This window comes from Gemmatimonadaceae bacterium, from assembly GCA_036504815.1.
Lineage (GTDB): Bacteria > Gemmatimonadota > Gemmatimonadetes > Gemmatimonadales > Gemmatimonadaceae > PNKL01.
In genome coordinates, this window is the sequence record DASXUN010000030.1 from 71945 (window position 1) to 93957 (window position 22013).

The 22013-nt window shown below is 69.4% G+C and carries 16 protein-coding genes; 11 read left to right on the plus strand and 5 right to left on the minus strand.

Annotation, left to right across the window (positions count from 1 at the left end; genetic code table 11):
• Positions 1 to 39: 39 nt before the first annotated feature.
• Positions 40 to 1338 (minus strand): hypothetical protein, encoded by a 1299-nt coding sequence (locus tag VGJ96_14440; protein HEY3288315.1) that lies wholly within the window; start codon positions 1336 to 1338, stop codon positions 40 to 42.
• A 33-nt stretch (positions 1339 to 1371) separates the two neighbouring features.
• On the opposite strand from VGJ96_14440, the gene VGJ96_14445 reads away from it, so the two are divergent.
• The 7 genes from VGJ96_14445 to VGJ96_14475 all read left to right on the plus strand — a co-directional run bounded on the left by VGJ96_14445 (position 1372) and on the right by VGJ96_14475 (position 12891).
• Positions 1372 to 2070, plus strand: coding sequence for a hypothetical protein (locus VGJ96_14445; GenBank protein ID HEY3288316.1), 699 nt, complete (start codon positions 1372 to 1374; stop codon positions 2068 to 2070).
• Position 2071: 1 nt separating this feature from the next.
• A complete protein-coding gene (locus tag VGJ96_14450; GenBank protein HEY3288317.1) occupies positions 2072 to 4111 on the plus strand; it encodes a protein kinase in 2040 nt (679 codons plus the stop codon).
• A 102-nt stretch (positions 4112 to 4213) separates the two neighbouring features.
• Positions 4214 to 7003, plus strand: a complete 2790-nt coding sequence (locus VGJ96_14455) for a 2-oxoglutarate dehydrogenase E1 component (GenBank protein ID HEY3288318.1) — start codon at positions 4214 to 4216, stop codon at positions 7001 to 7003.
• A 24-nt stretch (positions 7004 to 7027) separates the two neighbouring features.
• Positions 7028 to 9706 (plus strand): PIG-L family deacetylase, encoded by a 2679-nt coding sequence (locus VGJ96_14460; GenBank protein ID HEY3288319.1) that lies wholly within the window; start codon positions 7028 to 7030, stop codon positions 9704 to 9706.
• Between the two features lie 97 nt (positions 9707 to 9803).
• Positions 9804 to 11468, plus strand: a complete 1665-nt coding sequence (locus VGJ96_14465) for a sodium:solute symporter (protein ID HEY3288320.1) — start codon at positions 9804 to 9806, stop codon at positions 11466 to 11468.
• A gap of 48 nt (positions 11469 to 11516) precedes the next feature.
• Positions 11517 to 12254, plus strand: a complete 738-nt coding sequence (locus VGJ96_14470) for an ATP-binding protein (protein ID HEY3288321.1) — start codon at positions 11517 to 11519, stop codon at positions 12252 to 12254.
• A 16-nt stretch (positions 12255 to 12270) separates the two neighbouring features.
• Positions 12271 to 12891 carry an ANTAR domain-containing protein gene (locus VGJ96_14475; protein HEY3288322.1) on the plus strand — a complete coding sequence of 207 codons (621 nt, stop codon included), beginning with the start codon at positions 12271 to 12273 and terminating at the stop codon, positions 12889 to 12891.
• Positions 12892 to 12914: 23 nt separating this feature from the next.
• On the opposite strand, the gene VGJ96_14480 is transcribed toward VGJ96_14475, so the two are convergent.
• Both VGJ96_14480 and VGJ96_14485 read right to left on the minus strand, forming a co-directional pair.
• Positions 12915 to 14180 carry an MFS transporter gene (locus VGJ96_14480; GenBank protein ID HEY3288323.1) on the minus strand — a complete coding sequence of 422 codons (1266 nt, stop codon included), beginning with the start codon at positions 14178 to 14180 and terminating at the stop codon, positions 12915 to 12917.
• Positions 14181 to 14186: 6 nt separating this feature from the next.
• Positions 14187 to 15086 (minus strand): CopD family protein, encoded by a 900-nt coding sequence (locus VGJ96_14485; protein HEY3288324.1) that lies wholly within the window; start codon positions 15084 to 15086, stop codon positions 14187 to 14189.
• A gap of 123 nt (positions 15087 to 15209) precedes the next feature.
• On the opposite strand from VGJ96_14485, the gene VGJ96_14490 reads away from it, so the two are divergent.
• Positions 15210 to 16721 carry an L-aspartate oxidase gene (locus tag VGJ96_14490; GenBank protein ID HEY3288325.1) on the plus strand — a complete coding sequence of 504 codons (1512 nt, stop codon included), beginning with the start codon at positions 15210 to 15212 and terminating at the stop codon, positions 16719 to 16721.
• A gap of 13 nt (positions 16722 to 16734) precedes the next feature.
• On the opposite strand, the gene VGJ96_14495 is transcribed toward VGJ96_14490, so the two are convergent.
• Entirely contained in the window at positions 16735 to 17817 is a 1083-nt protein-coding gene (locus VGJ96_14495; GenBank protein ID HEY3288326.1) for a CopD family protein, read from the minus strand.
• Between VGJ96_14495 and nadA the strand changes: the two genes are divergently transcribed.
• From nadA to VGJ96_14510, 3 genes are read left to right on the plus strand one after another with little or no spacing between them, the layout of a single operon-like run.
• A complete protein-coding gene (gene nadA, locus VGJ96_14500) occupies positions 17816 to 18832 on the plus strand; it encodes a quinolinate synthase NadA (GenBank protein HEY3288327.1) in 1017 nt (338 codons plus the stop codon). The genes VGJ96_14495 and nadA overlap by 2 nt on opposite strands.
• Positions 18833 to 18867: 35 nt before the next feature.
• Positions 18868 to 19743 (plus strand): carboxylating nicotinate-nucleotide diphosphorylase, encoded by an 876-nt coding sequence (nadC, locus tag VGJ96_14505; protein HEY3288328.1) that lies wholly within the window; start codon positions 18868 to 18870, stop codon positions 19741 to 19743.
• A complete protein-coding gene (locus VGJ96_14510; protein HEY3288329.1) occupies positions 19740 to 19922 on the plus strand; it encodes a hypothetical protein in 183 nt (60 codons plus the stop codon). Before nadC ends, VGJ96_14510 begins: the two co-directional genes overlap by 4 nt.
• A 3-nt stretch (positions 19923 to 19925) precedes the next feature.
• Here VGJ96_14510 and VGJ96_14515 read toward each other — a convergent pair whose 3' ends face one another.
• Positions 19926 to 21959, minus strand: a complete 2034-nt coding sequence (locus VGJ96_14515) for a thioredoxin domain-containing protein (GenBank protein ID HEY3288330.1) — start codon at positions 21957 to 21959, stop codon at positions 19926 to 19928.
• Positions 21960 to 22013 lie beyond the last annotated feature (54 nt).

Here is a 22013-nt window from a genome sequence, read left to right on the forward strand (position 1 = left end):
GGCCGAGCAATGCGCGGCGGCACCGCCGCCGCGCGTTCGCTAGAACTCGAAGCCCACGCCGACGTTCAGGTGATCGTTCGTCCAGGACCGCGCCGTGTACGTGGTGGTCATGCGACGCCACTCGAAGCTCAGCACCAGTGGGCCGCCGGGATGCGCAATGGCGTGCATTTCGCTCGAGACATTCTTGAGCCGTCCCGACGCCGGCAGATCCGCGTCCCGGGGGTCGTCAAACCCGTAGCCGGCGCCGAGCAGCAGGCGCGGTGACGGCTTCACGTTGACCTGTCCCCAGCCGCCGCTGCCGCGCACCACCACACCGCCCCTGCCATAAAGCTGCCCAACCTGGCCGCCGCCGAGGACGCGCATGCCTTGCCCGCTGAACCACTCGCCGCGGGCCTCCACATGGCGCCCGAGGGGCACGAGCGCATCGAGCGTGACGGCGTGATTCTCGAGCATCGAGTCGCGTGCGGGCGAGAGCCATCCGACGTGATAGCCAAGGCCGATCTCTCCCAGCGACTCGTCCTCGCCCCAGCGGGCCCGCACCCGTCCTTCGAGATACGGCCGGCGCGCGCGCTCGGCGGCGTCAAAGTCGGTGTCGAAAGTGCCCACCGACTCGCCGGTCATCGGGGCGAGGATGGCGCCGGCAACTCCCCAACGGACCTTCCCCGGGCGCTCGACAGTCAGCCGCACCTGCGGCATCCAGTACCACGTGTTGCCAGCGGCGGTGAATACGGGCGTGCCGACGCCGGCGAGCGAGACGGGGTTCAGGTTCGAGACCAGCGGCTGTTCCTGGCCGAGCAGCAGTTCCGCACGCGGCCACGTGAGCACGGCGCGGGCGGTCCGCATGCGAATGAGCGGCAGGGTGCGTCCGCCGATGTTCGCCAGTTGGCCGCCGTAGAAATCGACGTCAAGGTCGCCGAGGAATTCGGCGCCCATCACGTGCGACGAGGTCACCGAGAGTCCGAGCGTCGTCTGGCGAATGGTCATGCCCGCGCCGCCGTAGTTCGAGCTGTAGCCCGTGTCGGAACGGACGATGAACGGCACGTCGGCATTGTTCGTGCGCCGCGTGTTGGCAAAGGCGTTCATCAGCACTCGGCCGTGGAGTTCGACGGTCATGCCGGACTTCGATTTCACCGACGACTCACCCTGCGCGGCCAGCTGCTGCCGCAGCATCTCGATCATTTCCTCGGCGCGCTCAAGCCGGGCGCCGAGCGAATCGATGGCGGCCTTGGTGCTGTCGGGTTTCTGCCCGGCGGCCGCGGCAGGCAGGGCGGCCAGCGCAAGGATCAGCGGCGCGCAGCGTCGCGCCAGGGTGCTTGACCGAGGTATTCGCAATGTCATAACGTGGCCCTGTCCCTTTTCGGTTACGAAAGCATGACGCGCTCCCCCCGCATACGGCAATGCCTGCCGGTGCTCACGCTTGTCACGATCCTGGCGTTGCCGACCGCCCTCGCCGCGCAGGGGGCGGTCAGTGGACGCGTGACGATGACCGAGCGCCCCGGAGACGTCACCGCAGACATCGGGAACACGGTCGTCTATCTGCTCCCCGCCGACGGCCGGACGCTGCGCACCACCTCCGCCAAGGTACCGATCGCGATGAATGGCAAGGAGTTCCGGCCGCACGTGCGGGTGGTGACGCCGGGAAGCGCGGTGGAATATCCCAATCAGGATCCGTTCAGCCACAACATCTTCTCCACGGCGCCCGGCGCGGCGTTCGACCTCGGGACGTACCCCAACGGTGTCTCGCGGGCCGCCACCTTCAGGAAGACGGGGGCGTTCCCCATCTACTGCAACATTCACGCACGGATGACGGCGTACGTCGTGGTGGTGCCCACGCCGTATCACACGATGGCGGGGAACGATGGCCGATGGACGATCGACGGGGTGGCGGGGGGAAGCTACGAGTTGCATGTCTGGCACGAACGGGCGCCTGAAGTCGTGACACCGGTGACCGTGACGGCCACCGGGATTGAAGGCCTCGCCACGACGCTCGATGCTCGCGGCTTCGTGGCCGGAGCGCACAAGAACAAGTTCGGCAAGGAATACACCAGCACCGGCAAGGATCGGTACTGACTTGATTCCTCCGCTCTTTGCCTTGCAGCGCGGCTCGCTGACGTGGAGGATCTTCCTGTCCACGGCCGCCGTCGTCACGACCGTGCTCGCGGCCACGCTGGCCGTCACGGCGCTCGAAGCGAACCGGACGGCGGACGCGGCGGTGGACCGGGCGCTGCGCTCAACCCGCGAGCAGGCACTGCAGATCCTGGTGTCGCGTTCGCGCGCCCTTCGCGGCGGCGCGGAAGTGTTCGTGCAGAACCCCAACTTTCGGGCGCTCGTCCAGCGGCGCGATCTCAGCAGCATGCTGGATCAGTCGCAGGAGGCGGCCGCGCAGCTCGGCGTGCAATGGGCGCAGATCACCGACGCCGCCGGCATCCGGCTGGCCAAGAGTGATGATCCCGGAGCCCCAGCCGACACGCTGGCCGGCTCCGCCCTCATCCAGTCGGCACTGCAGGGCAACTCCAGCGACGGCATCATCGTCATCGGCGATTCCGCGCTGGCACAGGCGGTCACCGTTCCCATCGTCGGTGCCGGCGCGATTGCCGGCGTGCTGATGGCGGTCACGCCGATCGATGCGAGCGTCGCCGCGGCGATCAAGCGGAATGCGCAGGGCGACGTGGACATCGCATTCTTCGTGCGGCAGGCATCGGGAACGGCGCGGCTCTTCACCACGACCCTGCAGCGCACCGAAGACCTGGAGGCGCTGGTGCGCGCGCTGCCGCCCAGCGCCAATCCGGGCACCGGCGACACGCTCGCGGCGGCCAACGGCGCTGTCCGCACCAATCCGGTGATCGGGGAGGAGCACTACGTGGCGCTGGCCGAGCCGCTGCGCTCGGTGTCAGGCGTCGAGTACGGCGGCCTCGTCCTGCTTCGCAATCGCGACGTCGAGTTCGCCGCGTTCAACCGGCTGCGCAGCACCATTCTCTTTGGCGGACTCTTCGGCCTCCTGCTCGCCGCGCTCGCGGCGGCGGCGATTGCGCGCCAGATCACGCGACCCATTGGCGCGCTCGTCGACGCCACGCGGCGCGCGGCGGATGGCGACTACGGCGCCGACATCACGGGATCGGGCGCCGACGAGGTGGGCCGGCTGGCCGACGCGTTCCGGGCGATGCTGCACGACCTGCGCGAGAAGCAGGCGATGGTCGAGTTCCTCTCCGGCGGTGCTCCGTCCGAGGCGATGACCGTGCAATTGGCGCAGATGCGCTCCTCGATCCAGCTGGCAGCGCGCGAGGCGGGGATCACGCCCGGCATGCGCTTTGCCGATCGCTATGATGTCAAGGAAGTCCTTGGCATAGGGGGAATGGGGTCCGTCTTCAAGGCGGTGGACATCGAACTCGGCGAGGTCATTGCCATCAAGACCTTGCGCCGCGACTTCGTCTCGATGGACCCCTCGGCGGTGGAGCGATTCAAGAGCGAGATCCGTCTGGCGCGCCGCATCTCGCACCGCAACGTCGTGCGCACGCACGATCTGGGGGAACACGGCGGCGTCTACTTCATCACCATGGAGTACGTCGAGGGGCCGTCGCTCAAGCAGATCATCCGCGACCGCGGTCGGCTGCCGGTGGCCGTCACGCTGACGGTCGGCAAGCAGCTCTGCCGGGCCCTCGAGGTGGCGCATGAGCAGGGAATCATCCACCGCGACATCAAGCCCGCGAACATCGTCGTGGAAGCCGACGGCGTGCTGAAGGTGATGGACTTCGGCATCGCGCGGCTGTCCTCCACGCAGAGCGGCATGACCCAGACCGGCATGCTGGTCGGCACCCCGGCGTATATGGCGCCGGAGCAGCTCATCGGGCAGGACATCGACGTCCGCGCCGATCTGTATGCCGTCGGCTGCGTGCTGTACGAATGTCTCGCCGGCCGGCCGCCGCACGTCGCGGAGTCGGCGATCACGCTGATCGCGAAGGTGTTCGAAGAGACCCCGAAGCCGCCCTCGGCCTGGAACGAGGAAGTGCCGCCGGCGCTGGACGCGCTCGTCATGCGCCTGCTGTCGGCCGACCGGAACGCGCGGCCGGCCGATGCGCTGAGCCTCCACGACCTCCTGGCCGCCATCGAGTAGCTGGCGCCACCGCGCAAACGCGCGTTTCGGGTCGGCCCGGGGGCGTGAAGTGCGGCGGTCCCGCTCTCGGATCGCCCCCGCCCTGATTAGATTCCTGCTGTTATGAGCCTCCCAGTCTCTTCCGTCTTCAACGACGGCTACATCGCCGAACAGTTCGAGGCCTACCGCCGCGATCCGAACTCGGTGGATGAGTCCTGGCGACAGATCTTCCGCCTCGCCGAAGCGCTCGGCGGCGCCACGCCGGCCCGAGCAGCGGTGCCGATGGCCGCGCCGGGCGGGGACGCACAGGAGTTTGCCCGCAAGGTGGCGGGCGTGGCGCGCTACACCGCCGCCATTCGCCGGTATGGACACCTCGCGGTGCAACTCGATCCGCTCGGTACGCCGCCCCCCGGGGCCGTCGAGCTGACGCTCGAACACTACGGCATCACGGATGCCGATCTGGACCTGGTGACCGGCGCGGCCATCGACTTCCCGCACCTCGCCACGGCGCGCGACGTCGCCGAGCGTCTCAAGTTCCGCTACACGCGCAACCTTGCGGCGGAGTTCGTCCACTGCGGGTCGGAGGAGGAGCGCCAGTGGTTCCGCGCGGTCTTCACCGCGGAGCAGCTGACGCGACCGCTGACCGTCGAGGAGAAGCACACCGTGCTCCGCCGCCTCTCTGAGGTGGACGGGTTCGAGCGGTTCCTCGGCAAGGCGTACGTCGGCTACAAACGATTCTCGATCGAGGGAACCGACGCCCTCGTGCCGATGCTCGACAGCGCGCTGGACGAAGCCGCGACGGTGGGCGTACGCCACGTGGCAATCTCCATGGCGCACCGTGGGCGGCTCAGCGTGCTCACCCATATCCTGGGCAAGCCGTTCGAGCAGGTATTTGCCGAGTTCGAGGGCCGGCACGATCACCTCGACGGCACGTCGACGGGCGACGTGAAGTACCACCTGGGCTTCGAGGGATCAAAGGTTGCCGCGAACGGCGCGACGCTCGACGTCTCGCTCACGCCGAATCCGAGTCACCTCGAAGTGGTCAATCCGGTGCTGATGGGACTGGCACGCGCCGAGCAGCGCGTTGCCGGACATCCGCTCGACCGTGATGAGCGCACCGTGATTCCGGTGTGCATCCACGGCGACGCGGCCTTCCCCGGCGAAGGGATCGTGGCCGAGACGCTGAACCTGTCGCGCCTCGACGGCTACTCGGTGGGCGGCACGGTGCACATCATCGTGAACAACCAGGTCGGCTTCACCACCGACCCCACCGATTCGCGCTCGACGCGCTATGCGAGTGACCTCGCGAAGGGCTTCGAGATCCCGGTGATCCACGTGAATGCGGATGATGCCGAAGCGTGCGTGGCGGCCATGCGCATCGCCGTGGCGTACCGGCAGCAGTTCAAGCGCGACTTCCTCATCGACCTGGTCGGTTATCGCCGTCACGGGCACAACGAGGGCGACGAGCCCACGTACACACAGCCCCTGCAGTACGAGCTGATCAAGAAGCATCCAACGCCGCGCCAGGTGTGGGGCCAGCGGCTGATCGCCGAGGGCGCGGCGACGCAGGCGGACGTCGACGCGGCGGAGCGCGCAGTCGCCGAACGGCTGCAGGCGATTCATGCCGCCATGCCGCGCGGAGAGTCCGCGGCACCGCATGCGCCATCGCACGAGGGCGAAGCGCCGGCCTTCCCGCCGATTGCCGGCACGGCGGTGCGCGCCGAAACGCTGGCGGCGCTGAACGAGCAGCTGCTGCAGTATCCCGCCGATTTCGCGCCGCACCCGCGTCTGGCCAAGCAGCTGGAGCGCCGGCGCGACGCGCTGGGCGACACGGGCGGCATCGACTGGGGACATGCGGAAGCGCTCGCCTTCGGATCGCTCATCGCCACCGGCACCTCGGTGCGCCTCACGGGGCAGGACGCCGAACGCGGCACGTTCTCGCACCGGCACGCGGTGCTGAGCGACGTGAAGACCGGGCGCAAGTACGTGCCGCTGCAGCACCTCCCCAGCGCGACGGCGACGCTTGAGATCCACAACTCCGCCCTCAGCGAGATGGCGGTGATGGGCTTCGAGTATGGCTTTAGCGTGGCCGCCCGGGACACGCTGACGCTGTGGGAAGGACAGTTCGGCGACTTCGTGAACGTGGCGCAGCCGATGATCGACCAATTCCTCGTGGCCGACCGCGCCAAGTGGGGGCAGGACAGCGGGCTCGTCCTGCTGTTGCCGCACGGCTACGAAGGGCAGGGACCGGAGCACTCGAGCGCACGCCTCGAGCGTTTCCTGCAGCTGTGCGCCGAGAACAACATGACGGTGGCGTATCCCTCGACGCCGGCGCAGTACTTCCACCTCCTGCGCTGGCAGGCGCGGCGCGAGCCTCGCCGGCCGCTCATCCTCATGCAGCCCAAGTCGCTGTTGCGCCTGCCGCAGGCGGCGTCACGGCTCGCCGATCTTGCGACGGGGACGTTTCAGCCCGTCATCGACGATCCGCGTGGCGAGAGCAAGCGCGAGCAGGTGCGCCGCCTCGTGTTCTGCACCGGCAAGGTCTATTACGACCTGATGGCCAAGGAGCCGGGCGATCACGTGGCGGTGGTGCGGGTGGAGGCGCTGTACCCCTGGCCGCTCGACGATGTGTCACGCCTCGTCGACCGCTACCCGAACATCGACGAAGTGGCGTGGGTGCAGGAAGAACCCAAGAACATGGGGGCGTGGAGCTACGTGGCACCGCGTCTCCGCGTCGCGGCGGGCAATGCCCTGGTCATCCGCTACATCGGGCGGCCGGAGCGGGCGAGCCCGGCCGAGGGCTATCCCAAGGCGCACGCGGACGAGCAAGGGCGTATCGTGCAGGACGCGCTCGAGGTACCGCCGCCACGTGGCGGCGCCGGCACGCGGCGCTCGGCCGCACTCGCGAAGTAGCAGGAGTCTTCCGGAGGAATCCGCATGACGATGCGCCCGCTGCGCGCGCTCCTGGCGTGCGCCGTGCTGCTCATACTGACCGCGCCGCGCTCCGCCCTCGGGCAGGACCACGGCGCGGCGGCGTTGGATCACCTGGTGCACGGCCTCACCGTCACGCCGCGCGTGCTCGTCATCGCCGCGCACCCGGACGACGAGGACACGCAGCTCATCGCCTGGCTCAGCCGCGGGCGCCACGTCGAGACCGCCTACCTGTCGCTGACGCGCGGCGACGGCGGGCAGAACCTCATCGGCAACGAGCTTGGCGAGGCGCTCGGCGCCATTCGCACCGAGGAACTGCTCGCCGCGCGGCGTATCGACGGCGGTCGACAGTACTTCACGCGCGCCTACGATTTCGGCTTCTCCAAGAGCGCCGAGGAGACCTTTAAGCACTGGGATCACGAAGACGTGCTGCGCGACGTCGTGACGGTGGTCCGCGCCTTCCGGCCCAACGTGATCGTGGCGGTCTTCTCGGGAACGCCGCGCGACGGCCACGGGCACCATCAGGTGTCGGGGATCGTGGCGCGCGAGGCGTACGACCTGTCGGCGGACACCGTGCGGTTTCCGGTCGAGCAGTACGGCCCCGCGTGGGCAGCGCAGAAGTTCTATCGCGGCGCCCGTTTCACGGGAGTGCAGGCCACGATTTCGTTCAACGTGGGTGAGTATGACCCCGTCGCCGGCCGCAGCTACGCGGAGATCGCCGGCGAGAGCCGAAGCCAGCACCGCTCGCAGGGCTTCGGCGTGCTGCAGCGCCGCGGGGTCTCCATGGACGCCGTTGCACGGCAGGCCAGCCGGGTGAACGAGGCGACGCCCGCCACGAGCGAGCGCTCGATCTTCGACGGCATCGACACGTCGCTCGCGCGGCTCGACGCCGGCTTGACGACGGCGGCGCGCGCGCAGCTGCAGATCGCCCGCGCCTACGCGGATTCCGCGCGGGCGGTGGCGGACCTCCGGCGCCCCGACCGCCTGGTGCCGCACCTGTCGGCCGTGGCGCGCGCCGTGTCGGCCGCGCGCCGGGACTGGCTGCCGTGCGTCGTGCCGGTCGGCTGGCGCCGCCGGCAGGACTTCGTGAACTGCACGCCAGCCCAGCTCGACGCCGATGCGGCCGTGGAGCTGATGTATGCGCGCAGCAACGAGGCACTGCTCGAGGCCGCCGGCGTGGCGGTGGAAGTGACGGCGGAACGCGAACTGCTGGCCTTCGGCGACTCGATGCCGGGCACGATCACGGTGTACAACCGCGGCACGCAGCCGGTGACCGTGCGCGCCGTGCGCGTCAATGGCCACACGACGCCGCTGCCCGCGCCGGCCGTGATTGCGCCCGACAGCTCGTGGCGCACGATGTGCATGCTCGTCGGTCTCGTGGACACGCGTCCGTGGTGGGTGGGCGGCCGGCAGGGCGACATGTTCGCCGACCGCCGATCGCCGGCGGACGGGCTCAGCCGCGTGTCGGCCGTTTCCACCGGGATGCTGCGCGGCGTCGCGTTGCGCGAGGATTCGCGACGCGAATCCGAGGCGGGGGTGGACGTCGAGATCGCCGGCGTCACGGTCTCTTCGGCGCCTGAACCGTTCGTCTATCGTTTTGCCGACCCGGTGCTGGGCGAGCAGAACCGTCCCGTGGGTGGGGCGCCGGCCGTGTCCCTCGCCTTCGACCGCGGCCTTGAGTGGCTGCCGGCCGGCAAGCCGATGGACCGGATGCTGCGCCTCACGGTGCAGTCGTACTCGACCACCCCGCGCACCTATACGCTCAAGGTGCTCGCGCCCAAGGGGATCACGGTCGACTCAGTGACGCGCACCCTGTCACTCGAACCGCTCGAGTCGCGCGAACTCTTCCTCCGCATCCGTGGCACGCTGGTCGAGGGACGCTACGAGTTCGGGGTCATCGCAGAAGGGGAGATGGGGCGGTACGCCGAGGGCTTCCGGACCATCGAGTACTCGCACATCCACCCCATTCGCCTCTATCGCTCGTCGGGCGTCTGGCTGCAGGCCGTGAATATCACCGTCCCCGCCGGGTTGCAGGTGGCGTACGTGCAGGGCGTCGGCGATCTCTCGGCGGCCGGACTGCGCCAGCTCGGCGTTCCGCTGACGGTCGTCACGCCAGCCGAACTTCCGCTGCTCGATCTCACCCGCTTCACCACGGTGATCGTCGGCCCGCGGGCGTATCAGGCGTCACCTGAACTGCGCGCATACAACCGGCGCCTGCTGCAGTTCGTCAAGGACGGCGGCACGATGCTGGTGCAGTACGGACAGCAGGAAATGGCGCGCCCCGGCCTGATGCCGTATCCGGTGTCGCTCGGACGTACCGCGCAGCGCGTGACGCTCGAGGACGCGCCGGTGACGGTGCTCGACCCCAAGTCGCGGCTGCTGAACTGGCCCAACAGGATCACTGAGGCCGACTGGACGAATTGGGTACAGGAGCGGGCGCTCTACATGCCCGGCGAGATCGACCGCCTCTACGAGACGCCGGTGGAAATGCATGATCCCGACGAGCCCGCAAATCGCGGCGCGATGCTGATGGCGACCTATGGCAAGGGGACGTACGTGTACACCACGCTGTCGCTCTTCCGGCAGTTCCCGGCAGGCGTGCCGGGAAGCGCGCGCCTGTTCGTGAACCTGCTGTCGCAGGGGCGGGGCGCGGCGGCGCCCAGGCCGGCGCGCGTGCAGCCGTGAGCACGCCGTTCCGCCGGGTGCTCCTGCGCGTGCTCGCCGCTGAATTGGTGGCGTGGGCGCTGCTGTTCCTGCTGCAGACGCGATACGGGTGGTAGCCATGCACTGGATCAATTGGGCGATCGTCATCGGCTACCTCGCGTACATCTCGATCGACGGGATCCGTCGCGCCAAGGGGACGAAGAAGCTGGAGGGGTACTTCCTCGGCAACCGCAGCCTGCCGTGGTGGGTGGTGGGGCTGTCGGTGATGGCCACGCAGCTGTCGGCCATCACGATGATTGGCACGACGGGGCAGGGCGCGAATGACGGGATGCGCTTCGTGCAGTTCTACTTCGGGCTGCCGGTGGCGCTGGTGATCCTCGGCGTGACGCTGGTGCCGTTCCTCCACGGCGCGAAGGTGTACACGGCGTACGAGTTTCTCGAGAAGCGCTTCGACGCCCGCACCCGGTCGCTCACCAGCCTGCTCTTCCTGCTGTCGCGGGGGCTCTCGTGCGGCACCATCATTGCGGCGCCGGCGGTGGTGTTTGCCTCCATCTTCGGCATGCCGATTCCCTATGCCGTTGCCCTCATCGGCGTGCCGACGGTGATCTACACGATGATCGGCGGCGTGCAGGCGGTGGCGTGGACCGACGTCAAGCAGATGGTCCTCGTCATCACGGCGATCGTCGCGGTCATCGTCGTGCTGCTGATGCGCATCCCCGTCAACCCGGACGATGCCCTCCGCGTCGCCGGAGCGGCGGGACGGCTGCAGGTCTTCGACTTCGACTTCACGCTCACCAAGCAGTACACGTTCTGGAGCGGGATCATCGGCGGCACGTTCCTGATGCTCTCGTATTTCGGGACGGACCAGAGCCAGGTCCAGCGCTATCTCACCGCGAAGTCCGTGGACGAGGCGCGCAGTTCGCACCTGATCAGCGCGTACTGGAAGATCCCGTTGCAGGCGATGGTGCTGCTGGTCGGCGTGCTGGTCTTCGTCTTTTACCTCTTCACGCCGCCGCCGCTGTACTACAACCCGGCGCAGGCCGCGCGCGCGAAAGCGGCCGACCCGGCGGCGTTCGCCGCGGTGTCGGCGCGCTATGACGCGGCGCTGGCCCTCAGGGCCAGTGCGGCGCGCGCGCTCTCGGCGGCGCCCGCCTCCGCCGACGCGCCGCGCCGCGACCTGCGCGCCAGCGACCAGGCGGTGGCGGCCGTGCGGACGGACGCGATGAAGATCGGCGCCGCTCCCGGGGCGAAGCCGGTGTCGGACGTGAACTACATCATTCCGCACTTCGTGCTCACCGAGCTCCCCATCGGCCTGACGGGCATCTTCATCGCGGCCGTCATCGCCGCGGCGATGTCGGCCGTGGCGGGTGAACTGGCGTCGCTGTCGAGCACAACGGTCATCGATCTCTATCGGCGGTGGGTGCGCCCCGAAGCGGACGACGCGCACTACCTCAAGGTGTCGCGCGCGGCCACCGGGGCCTGGGGCGTCTTTGCCTGCGTGGTGGCGACCTTCGCGGCCAACCTCGGTTCGCTCATCGAGGTGGTGAACCGGTTCGGGTCGTATTTCTACGGTTCCATCCTCGGCGTCTTCCTGCTCGCCATGATTCCGCGCACGCGGGGCAGTGGTGCGTTCTATGGCCTGCTGGCCGGCATGGCGGCGGTCGGCGCCGTGAACTTCAGCGCGCCATCGGTGGCGTACCTGTGGTATAACGTCATCGGCGCGGTGACGGTGGTGATGGTCGGGATGCTGTTCGGCCGGAAGCCGGAGACGGCGGCCGCCTGACCGCGCGCCGCCACAATTCGGGGCGCGACCTGCAGGAGGAGGTTCAGCATGACGAAGCGCGAGCTTGGGCCAACGGTGACCGGCACCACCCCCCGCGAGCAACGACTGGCCGCGGCGGGACGCGTGGCGGCGGGACTGATGCACGAGTTCCGCAATGTCCTGATGCCCATCGCCAACGCCGCCTTCGTGCTCGAGCAGCAGGCGGAGGATCCAGCGAAGGTGCGTGAACTCGCCCGGCGGCTCGCGCAGATGGCGCAGGTGCGCGGCCGGGTGCTCGACCGGCTTCGCGATTTCCTTCGGCAGGACGCCGAACGCTTTCCCGACGACGCCGTCGTGGACCTGTCGGCGGCAGTCCGGGAGACGGTGGCGCTCTGCACGACGCTGGCGGCATCGCAGCCGAATGCGGCGCCCCGATTTGCCTGCGAGGCAGTCGCCGAGTTGCCGGTGGCCGGCGACGGGAACGACCTCAGGACCGCGGTCTTCGAACTGCTCCTCAATGCGATGGAGGCGACCCCGGCTGGTGGCGTCATTCGCGTCCGCACCTGGTCGGACGGGGATCGCGCCGTCCTCGAAGTGCGTGACGCGGGGGCCGGCCTGACGGAAGGGATGGCGGAAGTCGCGTTCGACCCTTTCATTTCATCCAAGGGAGAGCTCGACGCGGGGCTCGGACTGTCAGCAGCCTGGGGCATCGCGCGTCGCCACAACGGCGAACTCACCCTCGGAACAGTTGTTTCCGGCGGTGCAGTCGCGGTCCTCAGCTTACCCCGCTTCGCCGCTGTTCGGTGAGTACAACGGTATTCCAATGGCCGCCACCATGACCCCCGTTTCCGCAACCAGCGCCCGAGTCCTCGTCGTCGATGACGAACTCACCGCCCGTGAATCGCTGACGGAATTGCTCACGACGCTCGGCCATGACGTGCTTGACGCCGTGCCCGACGCCGCGACGGCCGAGGAGCGCGCCAAGACCCTGCGCCCCGACGCGATCCTGATGGACGTTCTGCTTCCAGGCGCCAACGGCATCGAGGCGGCGCAGGCCATCTCGCGCGCCCTTCCCGGCACCGCCATCCTGCTGATCAGCGGAGACGAGACGATCCGGCTTACCGATGCCGAAGCTGATGCTTCGGGGGCCGTCGCCTTCCTCACGAAGCCGGTGCCGCCCCGGGTGCTCGACTCGGCCATCCGGCTCGCCGTCGCGCGCGCAACCGCGCTGCGCCAGGCCCGCCAGGAGGCGCTCGATCTCAAGCAGATGCTCGAAGACCGCAAGCTCATCGAGCGGGCCAAGGGAATCCTGATGCGCCGCACGGGCTGCTCCGAGCCCGAGGCGTACCGCATCCTGCAACGGTCGTCCCAGGACCGCTCCAAGAAGATGGTCGACATCGCCCGCGCGGTGCTCGACGCGGAGCCGGGCGCGACCCCTTCGTAAACACGCGAGGTCCGCGCGCCAGTCTACCGGGCATCCTCGACCGCAGGCTGCCCGTACGATTCCATGTCGAGTCCCAGCAGGATGGTCAGGAGCACCACCGCCGCGGCAGTGAGGAACGGCACCTGCTGGCCCAGGTGATCGTACGCCCATCCGAAGTAGAGCGGGCCCGCCACGCGGGCAATGCCGCCGAACGTCTGCTGCACGCCCATGTACAGGCCGCGCTCGTGTGACGCGACGACACGGCTCAGCAGCCCGGTGACGCACGGGAAGGTGAAGGCCGTGCCCAGCGGCACGAGCGCCACCGCGATGGCGAGCACCGGAATGTTGGGCGCGAAGGGCATGCCGCCCAGTCCGCAGGCGAGCAGCACCATTCCCAGTCGGGACAGCTGTGCCTCCCCGAATCGGTCCACCATCTTGCCGAGGATCAGCGCGCGCGTGATCACCGAGATGACGCCGATGTACGTGAAGAAGAACCCGATCGTCGCCGCCGTCACGCCGAATTTCCAGGAGAGGAACAGGGCCAGCGCGGTGGACTGCGCCTGGAACGACCCCATCGTGATGGCATAGATCCAGATGAGCCGCGACGACGGTTCGGCGCTGTGCGAGACGACGCGCCAGATGGCCTCGCCAGACTTCCGTACCGTCTTGCCGGCGGCGTGCACGGCCGCGGTGTCGTGCGATTCGGTGAGGTAGTGGAAGGCGAAGAGCATCGTGATGCACGACATCAGCGCCGCGGCGAGCCCGGGACCGCTCTTCCCGAGGAAGTGCATGGCCGCGCCACCGATCACCGGGCCCAGCGCCACGCCGGCGTTGGTCGCTGCCGAGAGCCAACCCAGCGCCTTGGCGCGCTCTTCCGGCTTCGTCGAATCGGCCACATACGCCTGGATGACGCCGACGGTCCCGCCCCCCGCGCCCTGCACGATGCGGCTGAGGAAGAGCCAGTCGAGCGTCGGCGCGTACGCGAAGACGATGTACGCCAGCGCCGAGCCACCGAGGCCAATCATCATCGCCGGCCGGCGGCCGAACCGGTCCGACACCCGCCCCCACTGCGGCGCGCTCATCAACTGCACCACGGCATACGTCGCAATGAGGAGCGACACGGCCGCCCCCTCGCCGCCCATGCCGATGGACGCGAGCAGGCGCCCCATCACCCCGCTCTGGTGCATGTCCTTGGCGTAGAACGGCAGGAGCGGAACGACCATCAGGATCCCCACCATGTCCATAAAGGCGGTGATCATGAGGACGACCAGCTTGCCGCGTCCCTCGGCCGCTGCGATGGGTGCCTTCATGTGCGTCTATCCGATTGGAGGCGTGCCGACCAGGACGGCCGTCACGAGCAGCACGATGAGGGCAAACACACACTCACCCAGCAGGGAGCGTCCCACCGTATCCGGGCGGATCGCGCTGGCGCGCCGGGTCGCCAGCTTCGAATGCCCGGCGCCGATGAATCCCACCACGCCCGCCAGCAGCAATTTGGCGACGAACAGGCCGCTGTAGCTCGAGGAGGCGATCCCTTCGGGAACGCCCATGCGAAGCCACGCGGAGGTGAGCCCCGTCGCAAAGACAGTTGGCGCGGCGACCATCGCCACGGGATGGAAGCCTGCGAAGAGCGCCGCGGCCGCCGCCGCGCCGCCGTCCGCCCAACGCGTCCGCGCGACAAGTAGGGTGAGGAGCGCCAAGCCGCCCACCCACGCTCCCGCGGCCGCGCCGTGCACGACATCCACGAGATACGCGACGCCCTGCAGTTCGTGCGCGCTGCCGGCATGAGCGAGCGCCGGCGGAATGAGCGCGAGCGCGATCACGCTCGCCTCCGCTCCGATGGGCCACGCGGTTTGCGGACGGGCGCGCATCGCGAGGAAGATTGCGGCCAGGCCGGCCACGACGGCCTGCGCGTGGAGGGCGATCGTCCAGGTGATGCTGTTGAAGAGGCGCTCCACGGCATCCGGCCCGGACGGGAGCGCCGACCCCGGCACCTGTGAGCGCACGAGGGCGGTGACGGCGACCGCGATGGAGCACCACGTCGCGGCACGCACGGCCAGCGCCTGCCACCCCTGGCGTTCTGCTGCGTCCGCGGTGACCGGCACTCGCGGCAGCACGAACCGATGGAATGCCCACGCCCCGAGTGCGCCGGTGGTCGCGGTGAACGCGACGAACCGCAGCGCGATGGCAAGCCAGCCGCCGGCGCCGTCAATCATGGCGAGCCGGGGTCTTCGGGAGGGGGGACGCACGCATGCACCGAATTTCGCCTGCGCGGCGCCCCCTGCCAACCTCCTCGGGCCCGGGCTTCACCCACGGGTGCCAAAGTGCGAGCATTAGACATGGCCCAGCGCATTCGCACCCGGTTCATCGTCGTCGGCTCCGGTGTGGCCGGACTGCACACGGCGTGGCGGGCCTCCGCGCACGGCGAAGTCTATGTCCTGACCAAGCGGACGCTGTTCGATTCCGCGACGGCCTATGCGCAGGGCGGGATTGCGGCCGCGCTGGGGGCAGGTGACTCGCCCGATCTGCACCGCAAGGATACGTTGGCGGCCGGGGCGGCGCTCTGCGACTCCGCCGCGGTCGAGGTGCTCACATCAGAGGGGCCAGCCCGGGTCAAGGAACTGGCCAGCGCCGGGGCGCGCTTTGACACGGACCTCCGTGGCCGGCTCTCGCTCGGCAAGGAAGCGGCGCATTCGCGGCATCGCATCGTGCACGCGCATGGCGACCAGACCGGGGCCGAGGTGGCGCGCACCCTCATTCAGCGCGTGAGCGAGACGCCGAACATCCACGTGCTCGAGAGCGCCCGCGTGCTGGACCTCATCGTGCATGCCGACCGCTGCTGCGGCGTGCGCGCCAGCGTGATGGGGAAGGCGGTGGAGATCATCGCCGATGCCACCGTGCTCGCCGCTGGAGGCTGTGGACAGCTCTTCCGGTACACGACCAATCCCGTAGTCGCCACCGGCGACGGGTACGCCATCGCGCATCGCGCGGGGGTGAAGCTCGCGGACATGGAGTTCGTGCAGTTCCATCCGACGGCGCTGGACACGCCGGAGAATCCGCTGCAGCTCGTTTCGGAAGCCGTGCGCGGCGAAGGGGCCGTGCTTGTCAACGATGGCGGCAGCCGCTTCATGGTCAAGATCCATCGCAGCGCCGAACTGGCCCCGCGCGACGTGGTGGCGCGCGCGATCTTCCGCGAGCAGCAGGCGGGGCGGAGCGTCTTCCTCGACGCGCGGGCATTGAAGGGCAGCTTCGCCAAGCGCTTCCCCGGGATCTTCGCCCTGTGCGTGGCGCGCGGCATCGACCCGCGCCGCGAACGGATTCCCGTCACGCCGGCCGCGCACTACATGATGGGTGGCATCGTCACCGACCTGGCCGGCCGGTCGTCGCTCGACCGCCTGTACGCCTGCGGCGAAGTCTCCTGCACCGGGGTGCATGGCGCCAACCGGCTGGCGTCGAACTCGCTCCTCGAGGGGCTCGTCTTCGCGGAACGCGTCGCGCGCGACATGGGCACGCGGCCGCACCTGCCGCGCCTGCCGCGCAAGACCGAGTGGCGCGTCCCCGTGCTGCGCGATCGCGGCGCGGCCCAGGTGGCGGCCGACCTCGTCCGCATGCTGATGTGGGAGTACGCGGGGATCGACCGCACCGCCAAGGGGCTGCGCACCTGTGTCGAGCGCCTCGATGAACTCGTCGGCCGCCTGCCGGACGGCGCCACCGAGGAAGCGAACATGATCGAGACAGCGCAGGTGATCGCGATGGCGGCGCTATTGCGGCGCGAATCACGCGGTGGCCACTTCCGCCGCGACTTCCCGCGCCCGAAACACAAGTGGCGCGGCCGCCACATCGAGTTCTAGCGCTCGCGCCGTCTCAACGCGGCAGTTCGACGTCCCGCGAATCGGCGGCGCCGCGCGGCGCACTGCGGAAGACCTCGCTGCGGACTTCATTCACCCCGGGTGGCGTCGTGTCCGCGAGCAGCGCCGTCAGCGCCAGAACGAGCGCAATGAGCCCCGCCTGGAAGCGCATCGTGTGCACCAGCTGCGCACGCTCGCCGGTGCGCGCCTGACGCTCGGCGTGACGCCGATGGTACTCGTGAAAGGCGAACAGGATGGCGACGATCGCCACCTTGCCGGCCAGCAGGCGGCCATAGGGCGAGCCCTGAATGTCATCGAAGCCGGTGAGGTGCGTCGAGGAGCTGAACAAGCCGGTCAGCAGTACCGCGGTTCCCAACGGCCCCGACACGCGAAAATAGCGCTCGATCATCGCACCCAGCGGATCCGTCCACGGCGACGCGGTATGTGCCTGCAGGCGGCGCTCGGCCAGCACCAGGTAGAAGAACGAGCCCAGCCACCCGCCAACGACGACCGCATGCAGGCCGTCGAAGATCGGGGCGAGCGTCAGCGTCGAGAAGGCGTCGAAGGGATGTCCCTGCAAGCCGGCGCCGGCCGCCAGCACGGGGACGCTGAGCAGGACCAGCCACCATCCGATCGGCCGCCGCTTCCCCACCAGCAGGTAACCGGTCCAGGCGAGCACGCCCGCGACGATCGCGGCCGCGAATCCCACGCCCCACTCCGATCGCAGGATCAGCGCCGAGAGACGACTCCCCAGCGGAAAGCGGTCCGAGAGCAATGACGCCACGCCCATCGCCCGCGGAATCGTCAGCAGCAGGTACGCGGCGGCGCTCCACGTGCCCCAGCGCACGACCAAGGCGTCCATCTGCTCCTCGGTGGCGTTGCGCACCGGTCCAATCGGCAGCGCCGTGCGGCTCCAGATCAGGAAGTGAAACGCCGTCGCGCCCACCAGCAGCAGGATCGCCGTGAAGTACAGCAGGCCGATCACTTCGGAGCCGAGCAAGAGGAGAATCTGCACAGCTGGATGATCGCGGGTGAGCGCGCCTGCCGCCAGCACCCCCGCCTCGCCGCATGGCAGGCGCTCGGCTAGCTTACGCCACATGTCGATCGACCAGCCCGAAGCGGCCGCCACGGCCGCGCTCGTCGAGGAGATCCGCGCGCTGTCGCGGGAACGCCGTGCCGTGATCCTGGCGCACAACTACGAGCGTCCGGAAGTGCAGGATGCCGCGGACTTCGTGGGCGACTCGCTGGGCCTGTCACGCGAGGCGGCCCGCACCGACGCGGACGTCATCGTCTTCTGCGGCGTGCACTTCATGGCCGAAACGGCGGCCATCCTCTCGCCGGCCAAGACGGTGCTGTTGCCCGACCTGGCGGCCGGCTGCTCGCTGGCGTCGACCATCGACGCGGCGCAGCTCCGCCAGTGGAAGAGCGAGCACCCCGGCGCCATCGTGGTGTCGTACGTCAACACGACGGCCGAAGTGAAGGCGGAGACCGACTACTGCTGCACGTCGGGAAACGCGGTGGAAGTGATCAACGCCATTCCCGCCGACCGCGAGATCCTGTTTCTCCCCGACATGTTTCTTGGCGCGCACGTGCGCCGCGTGACCGGGCGCGCCAACATCCACGTCTGGATGGGGGAATGCCACGTGCACGCGGGCATCGATCCGGAGAACATCCGGCTGCAGCGGGCGCTTCACCCCGGGGCCGAGTTCCTCATTCACCCGGAGTGCGGCTGCGCCACCAGCGTGGTGGAGGCGGTGTCGGCGGGCGATGTGGATCCGCGTGGCGTGCACATCCTGTCCACCGAGGGAATGATCAAGCGCCCCGGGGACAGTCCGTCCGACACCTTCATCGTGGCGACGGAGGTGGGGATCCTTCACCGCCTTCGGCGCGCCTATCCCGGCAAGCAGTTCTTCGCCGCGAACGAGCGGGCCTCCTGTGCCTACATGAAGGTGACCACGCTCCCCAAGGTGCGTGATGCGCTGCGGCACCTGCAGCATCGCATCGTGGTGCCCGAGGACGTGGCCAGCCGCGCGCGGCTGGCGATCGAGCGCATGGTCGCCATTGGCGCCGGGGCGCCGACCCCCGCGTCGGAAGGCGTGGACCCGGGCGAATGACACCGGATCGGGTTCCTCCGCGGCGAATCACCGCCATGGATGCGCCCGCGTTTGCGGCGGGCGAGCCCGACTTTCCGCTCACCGAGGCGCAGACGGCACGCCTCGTGAAAAGTGTGCTCGACGAGGACCAGGCCGGCAACGACATCACCACGCTGGCCACGGTCATCCCGACGCGCCGCGCGCGCGCCGCGCTCGTGGCGCGGGAAGCAGGATCCCTGTGCGGCATCCCGCTCGCGCTCGCCGCGTTCTGTCAGTGCGACGACAAGGTGGAGATTCGGGTGGACGTCGAGGACGGACAGCGCGTGGCGCCGGGCACGACAGTGCTCTTCCTCAACGGCCGGGCGCGCGGCCTGCTGGCCGCCGAGCGCAGCGCGCTCAACTTCCTGCAGCGGCTGTCAGGCGTCGCCACGCTCACCGCGCGCTTCGTGGACGCCGTACGCGGGACGCGCGCCCGCATCGTGGACACGCGCAAGACGACGCCGGGCTGGCGCCGGCTCGAGAAGTACGCAGTGCGCTGCGGCGGCGGCGCCAACCACCGCGAGACGCTGGCCGATGCCGTGCTGGTCAAGGACAACCACCTGGCCGCGCTCGACGGCGACGTGGCGATGGCGGTGCGCCGTTCGCGCGAGCAGGCACCGCCGGGGACGTTCGTGCAGATCGAGTGCGACGACCTCGCGCAGGTGCGCGCGGCGGTCGCCGCCGGCGCCGACGGGGTGCTGCTCGACAACATGAACGTGGCCATGCTGCGCGAGGCCGTGGCCATCGCCGGGGGACGCGTCCTGACCGAGGCGTCGGGCGGCGTGACGCTCGACACCGTGCGCGCGATCGCCGAGTCGGGCGTCGATCGCATCTCGGTGGGGGCGCTCACCCACTCCGCGCCCGCCCTGAACCTCGCGCTCGATTTCGAGTGACCAGCGAGCGACGCCCGCCGCCCGCCACGCCGCCCGATACACCGCCGCGCGCGGCACGCACGTCGCGCGCCGAAGACCTGCCGTGCGACTATTGCGGCGGCGGGCCGCTCCGCTGGCGCAAGTGCAAGCTGATCTGCGACCAGTGCCGGCAGATCAACAAGTCGTGCGCCGACCTGTAGCCGCTACGCGCGCGCCGCGCCCGCCAGCTGGCGGACGAGCACCTCGGGATCGTTCGTCGGTGCCTCGCAGCTGAATCCGCGGCAGACGTACGCGACCACGCCGCCGGTGGGCGCATCCTTGCCGGTCACGAGCGGCACGTCGCTGGATGATCCGCTGGCGAGCACCAACGCGGGGACGTAGCCCGTCGCCACCGCGCGCCGCAGCCGTTCGAGCGCGGCGGAATTGCCCACGCCGCTGAGCACCACGCTCACCGGGCCGTGCACGTCGGCATCGGCGGTGCAGAGCAGGTGGCCGAAGGCCAAGGGAACCTGCCGCATGCTTTCCGCGAGCGAGGCAAGCACGGATCCGGCGCGATCGGCGCCGGGGTGCTCTCCGTCCAGCGCCGCCAGCCGTTGTTGCAGGTCTACGGCCAGCGCAGTGCCCGATGGCATGGCGTTGTCGAATGCGTCGCGCGGACGCGTGACGAGCGGCGGGGCGTCCGCCGCCGCATCGAAGTAGGCTCGCGCCTGTTCGTCCCAGAAGAACCGCTCGCCGGCCGCCGCCATCTCGCGTGCGGCCGAGAGCCAGCGATCCTCGAACGTGAGTTCATACATCGCCAGAAAGCCGAGTCCAAGCGCGGCGTGATCCTCGAGAAAACCCATGATGCGCGCTTCGCCGCCGGCGAAGGCTCGGAAGGCGCGTCCGTCGCGAACGAGGTGGCGGGACAGGAACTCCGCCGCGCGAGTGGCCAGCGTACGCCATCGTGCATCGCCAAACACGCGCGCACACTCCGCCACGCCACGCAGCATCAGGCCGTTCCAGCTGGCGATGACCTTCTCGTCGCGCGCGGGGCGCACGCGCCGGTCGCGGTGCGCCGCGAGCACGGCGCGGCCGCGAGCCACCGTCGCGTGAAGGGTCGCGGTGTCCATTCCGCGCGCCGTCGCGACCTCGGCGTCCGGCCGCGGCCGGAAGAGGATGTTCCGCCCCTCGAAATTGCCGGCGCGCGTGGCGCCCCAGTATGCCGCGAGCGTGGCTGCGTCCGCGCCGAGATGCTGCTGCAGCTCGGACAGCGACCAGACGTAGAATTTCCCCTCGTGCCCCTCTGAATCGGCGTCGAGCGAGGCATAGAAGCCCCCGTCGGGCGATGTCATCTCGCGTTCGATCCACGCGAGGGTGGCATCCACCGCGTCGCGCACTCCCGCGTCCCCGGTCGCCTGCCAGAGATGTGCCCCCAACCGAACGAGCAGGGCATTGTCGTAGAGCATTTTCTCGAAGTGCGGCACCAGCCACGTTCCGTCCACCGTGTACCGGTGAAATCCGCCGCCGATCTGGTCGAACAGCCCGCCGCGCACCATGCGGTCCCACGTGTGCCGCACCACCTCCAGCAGCGCGGTGTCATCGGTCCGCGCCCAGCGGTGCAGGAGGAACTCGAGGGTCATCGTGGGCGGGAACTTCGGAGCACCGCCGAAGCCGCCGTGGACGCGATCGTACTGGGACAACGCGGCGCGCGTGGCGTCGTCGAGCAGGCTCTCGTCCACCGGCGCCTCTCGCGCGGCGGGCGCGTCGTCGTAGATGCGCAACAGATCTGCCGCGCCACGCGCGACTTCATCGCGCTGCGTGCGCCACGCCTCCGCCACGCTCGCCAGCACGCGCCGAAATGCCGGCATGCCGTGCCGGTCCTCCGGGGGAAAGTATGTCCCGCCGAAGAACGGGGCCCCCTCCGGCGTCAGGAAGACCGTCATCGGCCACCCGCCATGCCGGGTGAGCGCCTGCACCGCGCGCATGTAGATAGAATCGACGTCGGGCCGTTCCTCGCGATCCACCTTCACGTTCACGAACGCGGTGTTCATGAGCTCCGCCGTCGCGGGATCCTCGAACGACTCGTGCGCCATCACGTGGCACCAGTGGCAGGCGGCGTAGCCGACACTGAGCAGCAGCGGCTTGTCCTCGGCACGGGCGCGGGCGAAGGCCTCGTCGCCCCACGGGTACCAGTCGACCGGGTTCTCCATGTGCTGCCGCAGATACGGCGAGCTCTCGAGGGCGAGGCGATTGGGCACGGCGTCGGGGGCAAAGGGGCGTGCGGGACGGTAGATTCTGAACCTAATGCGTTT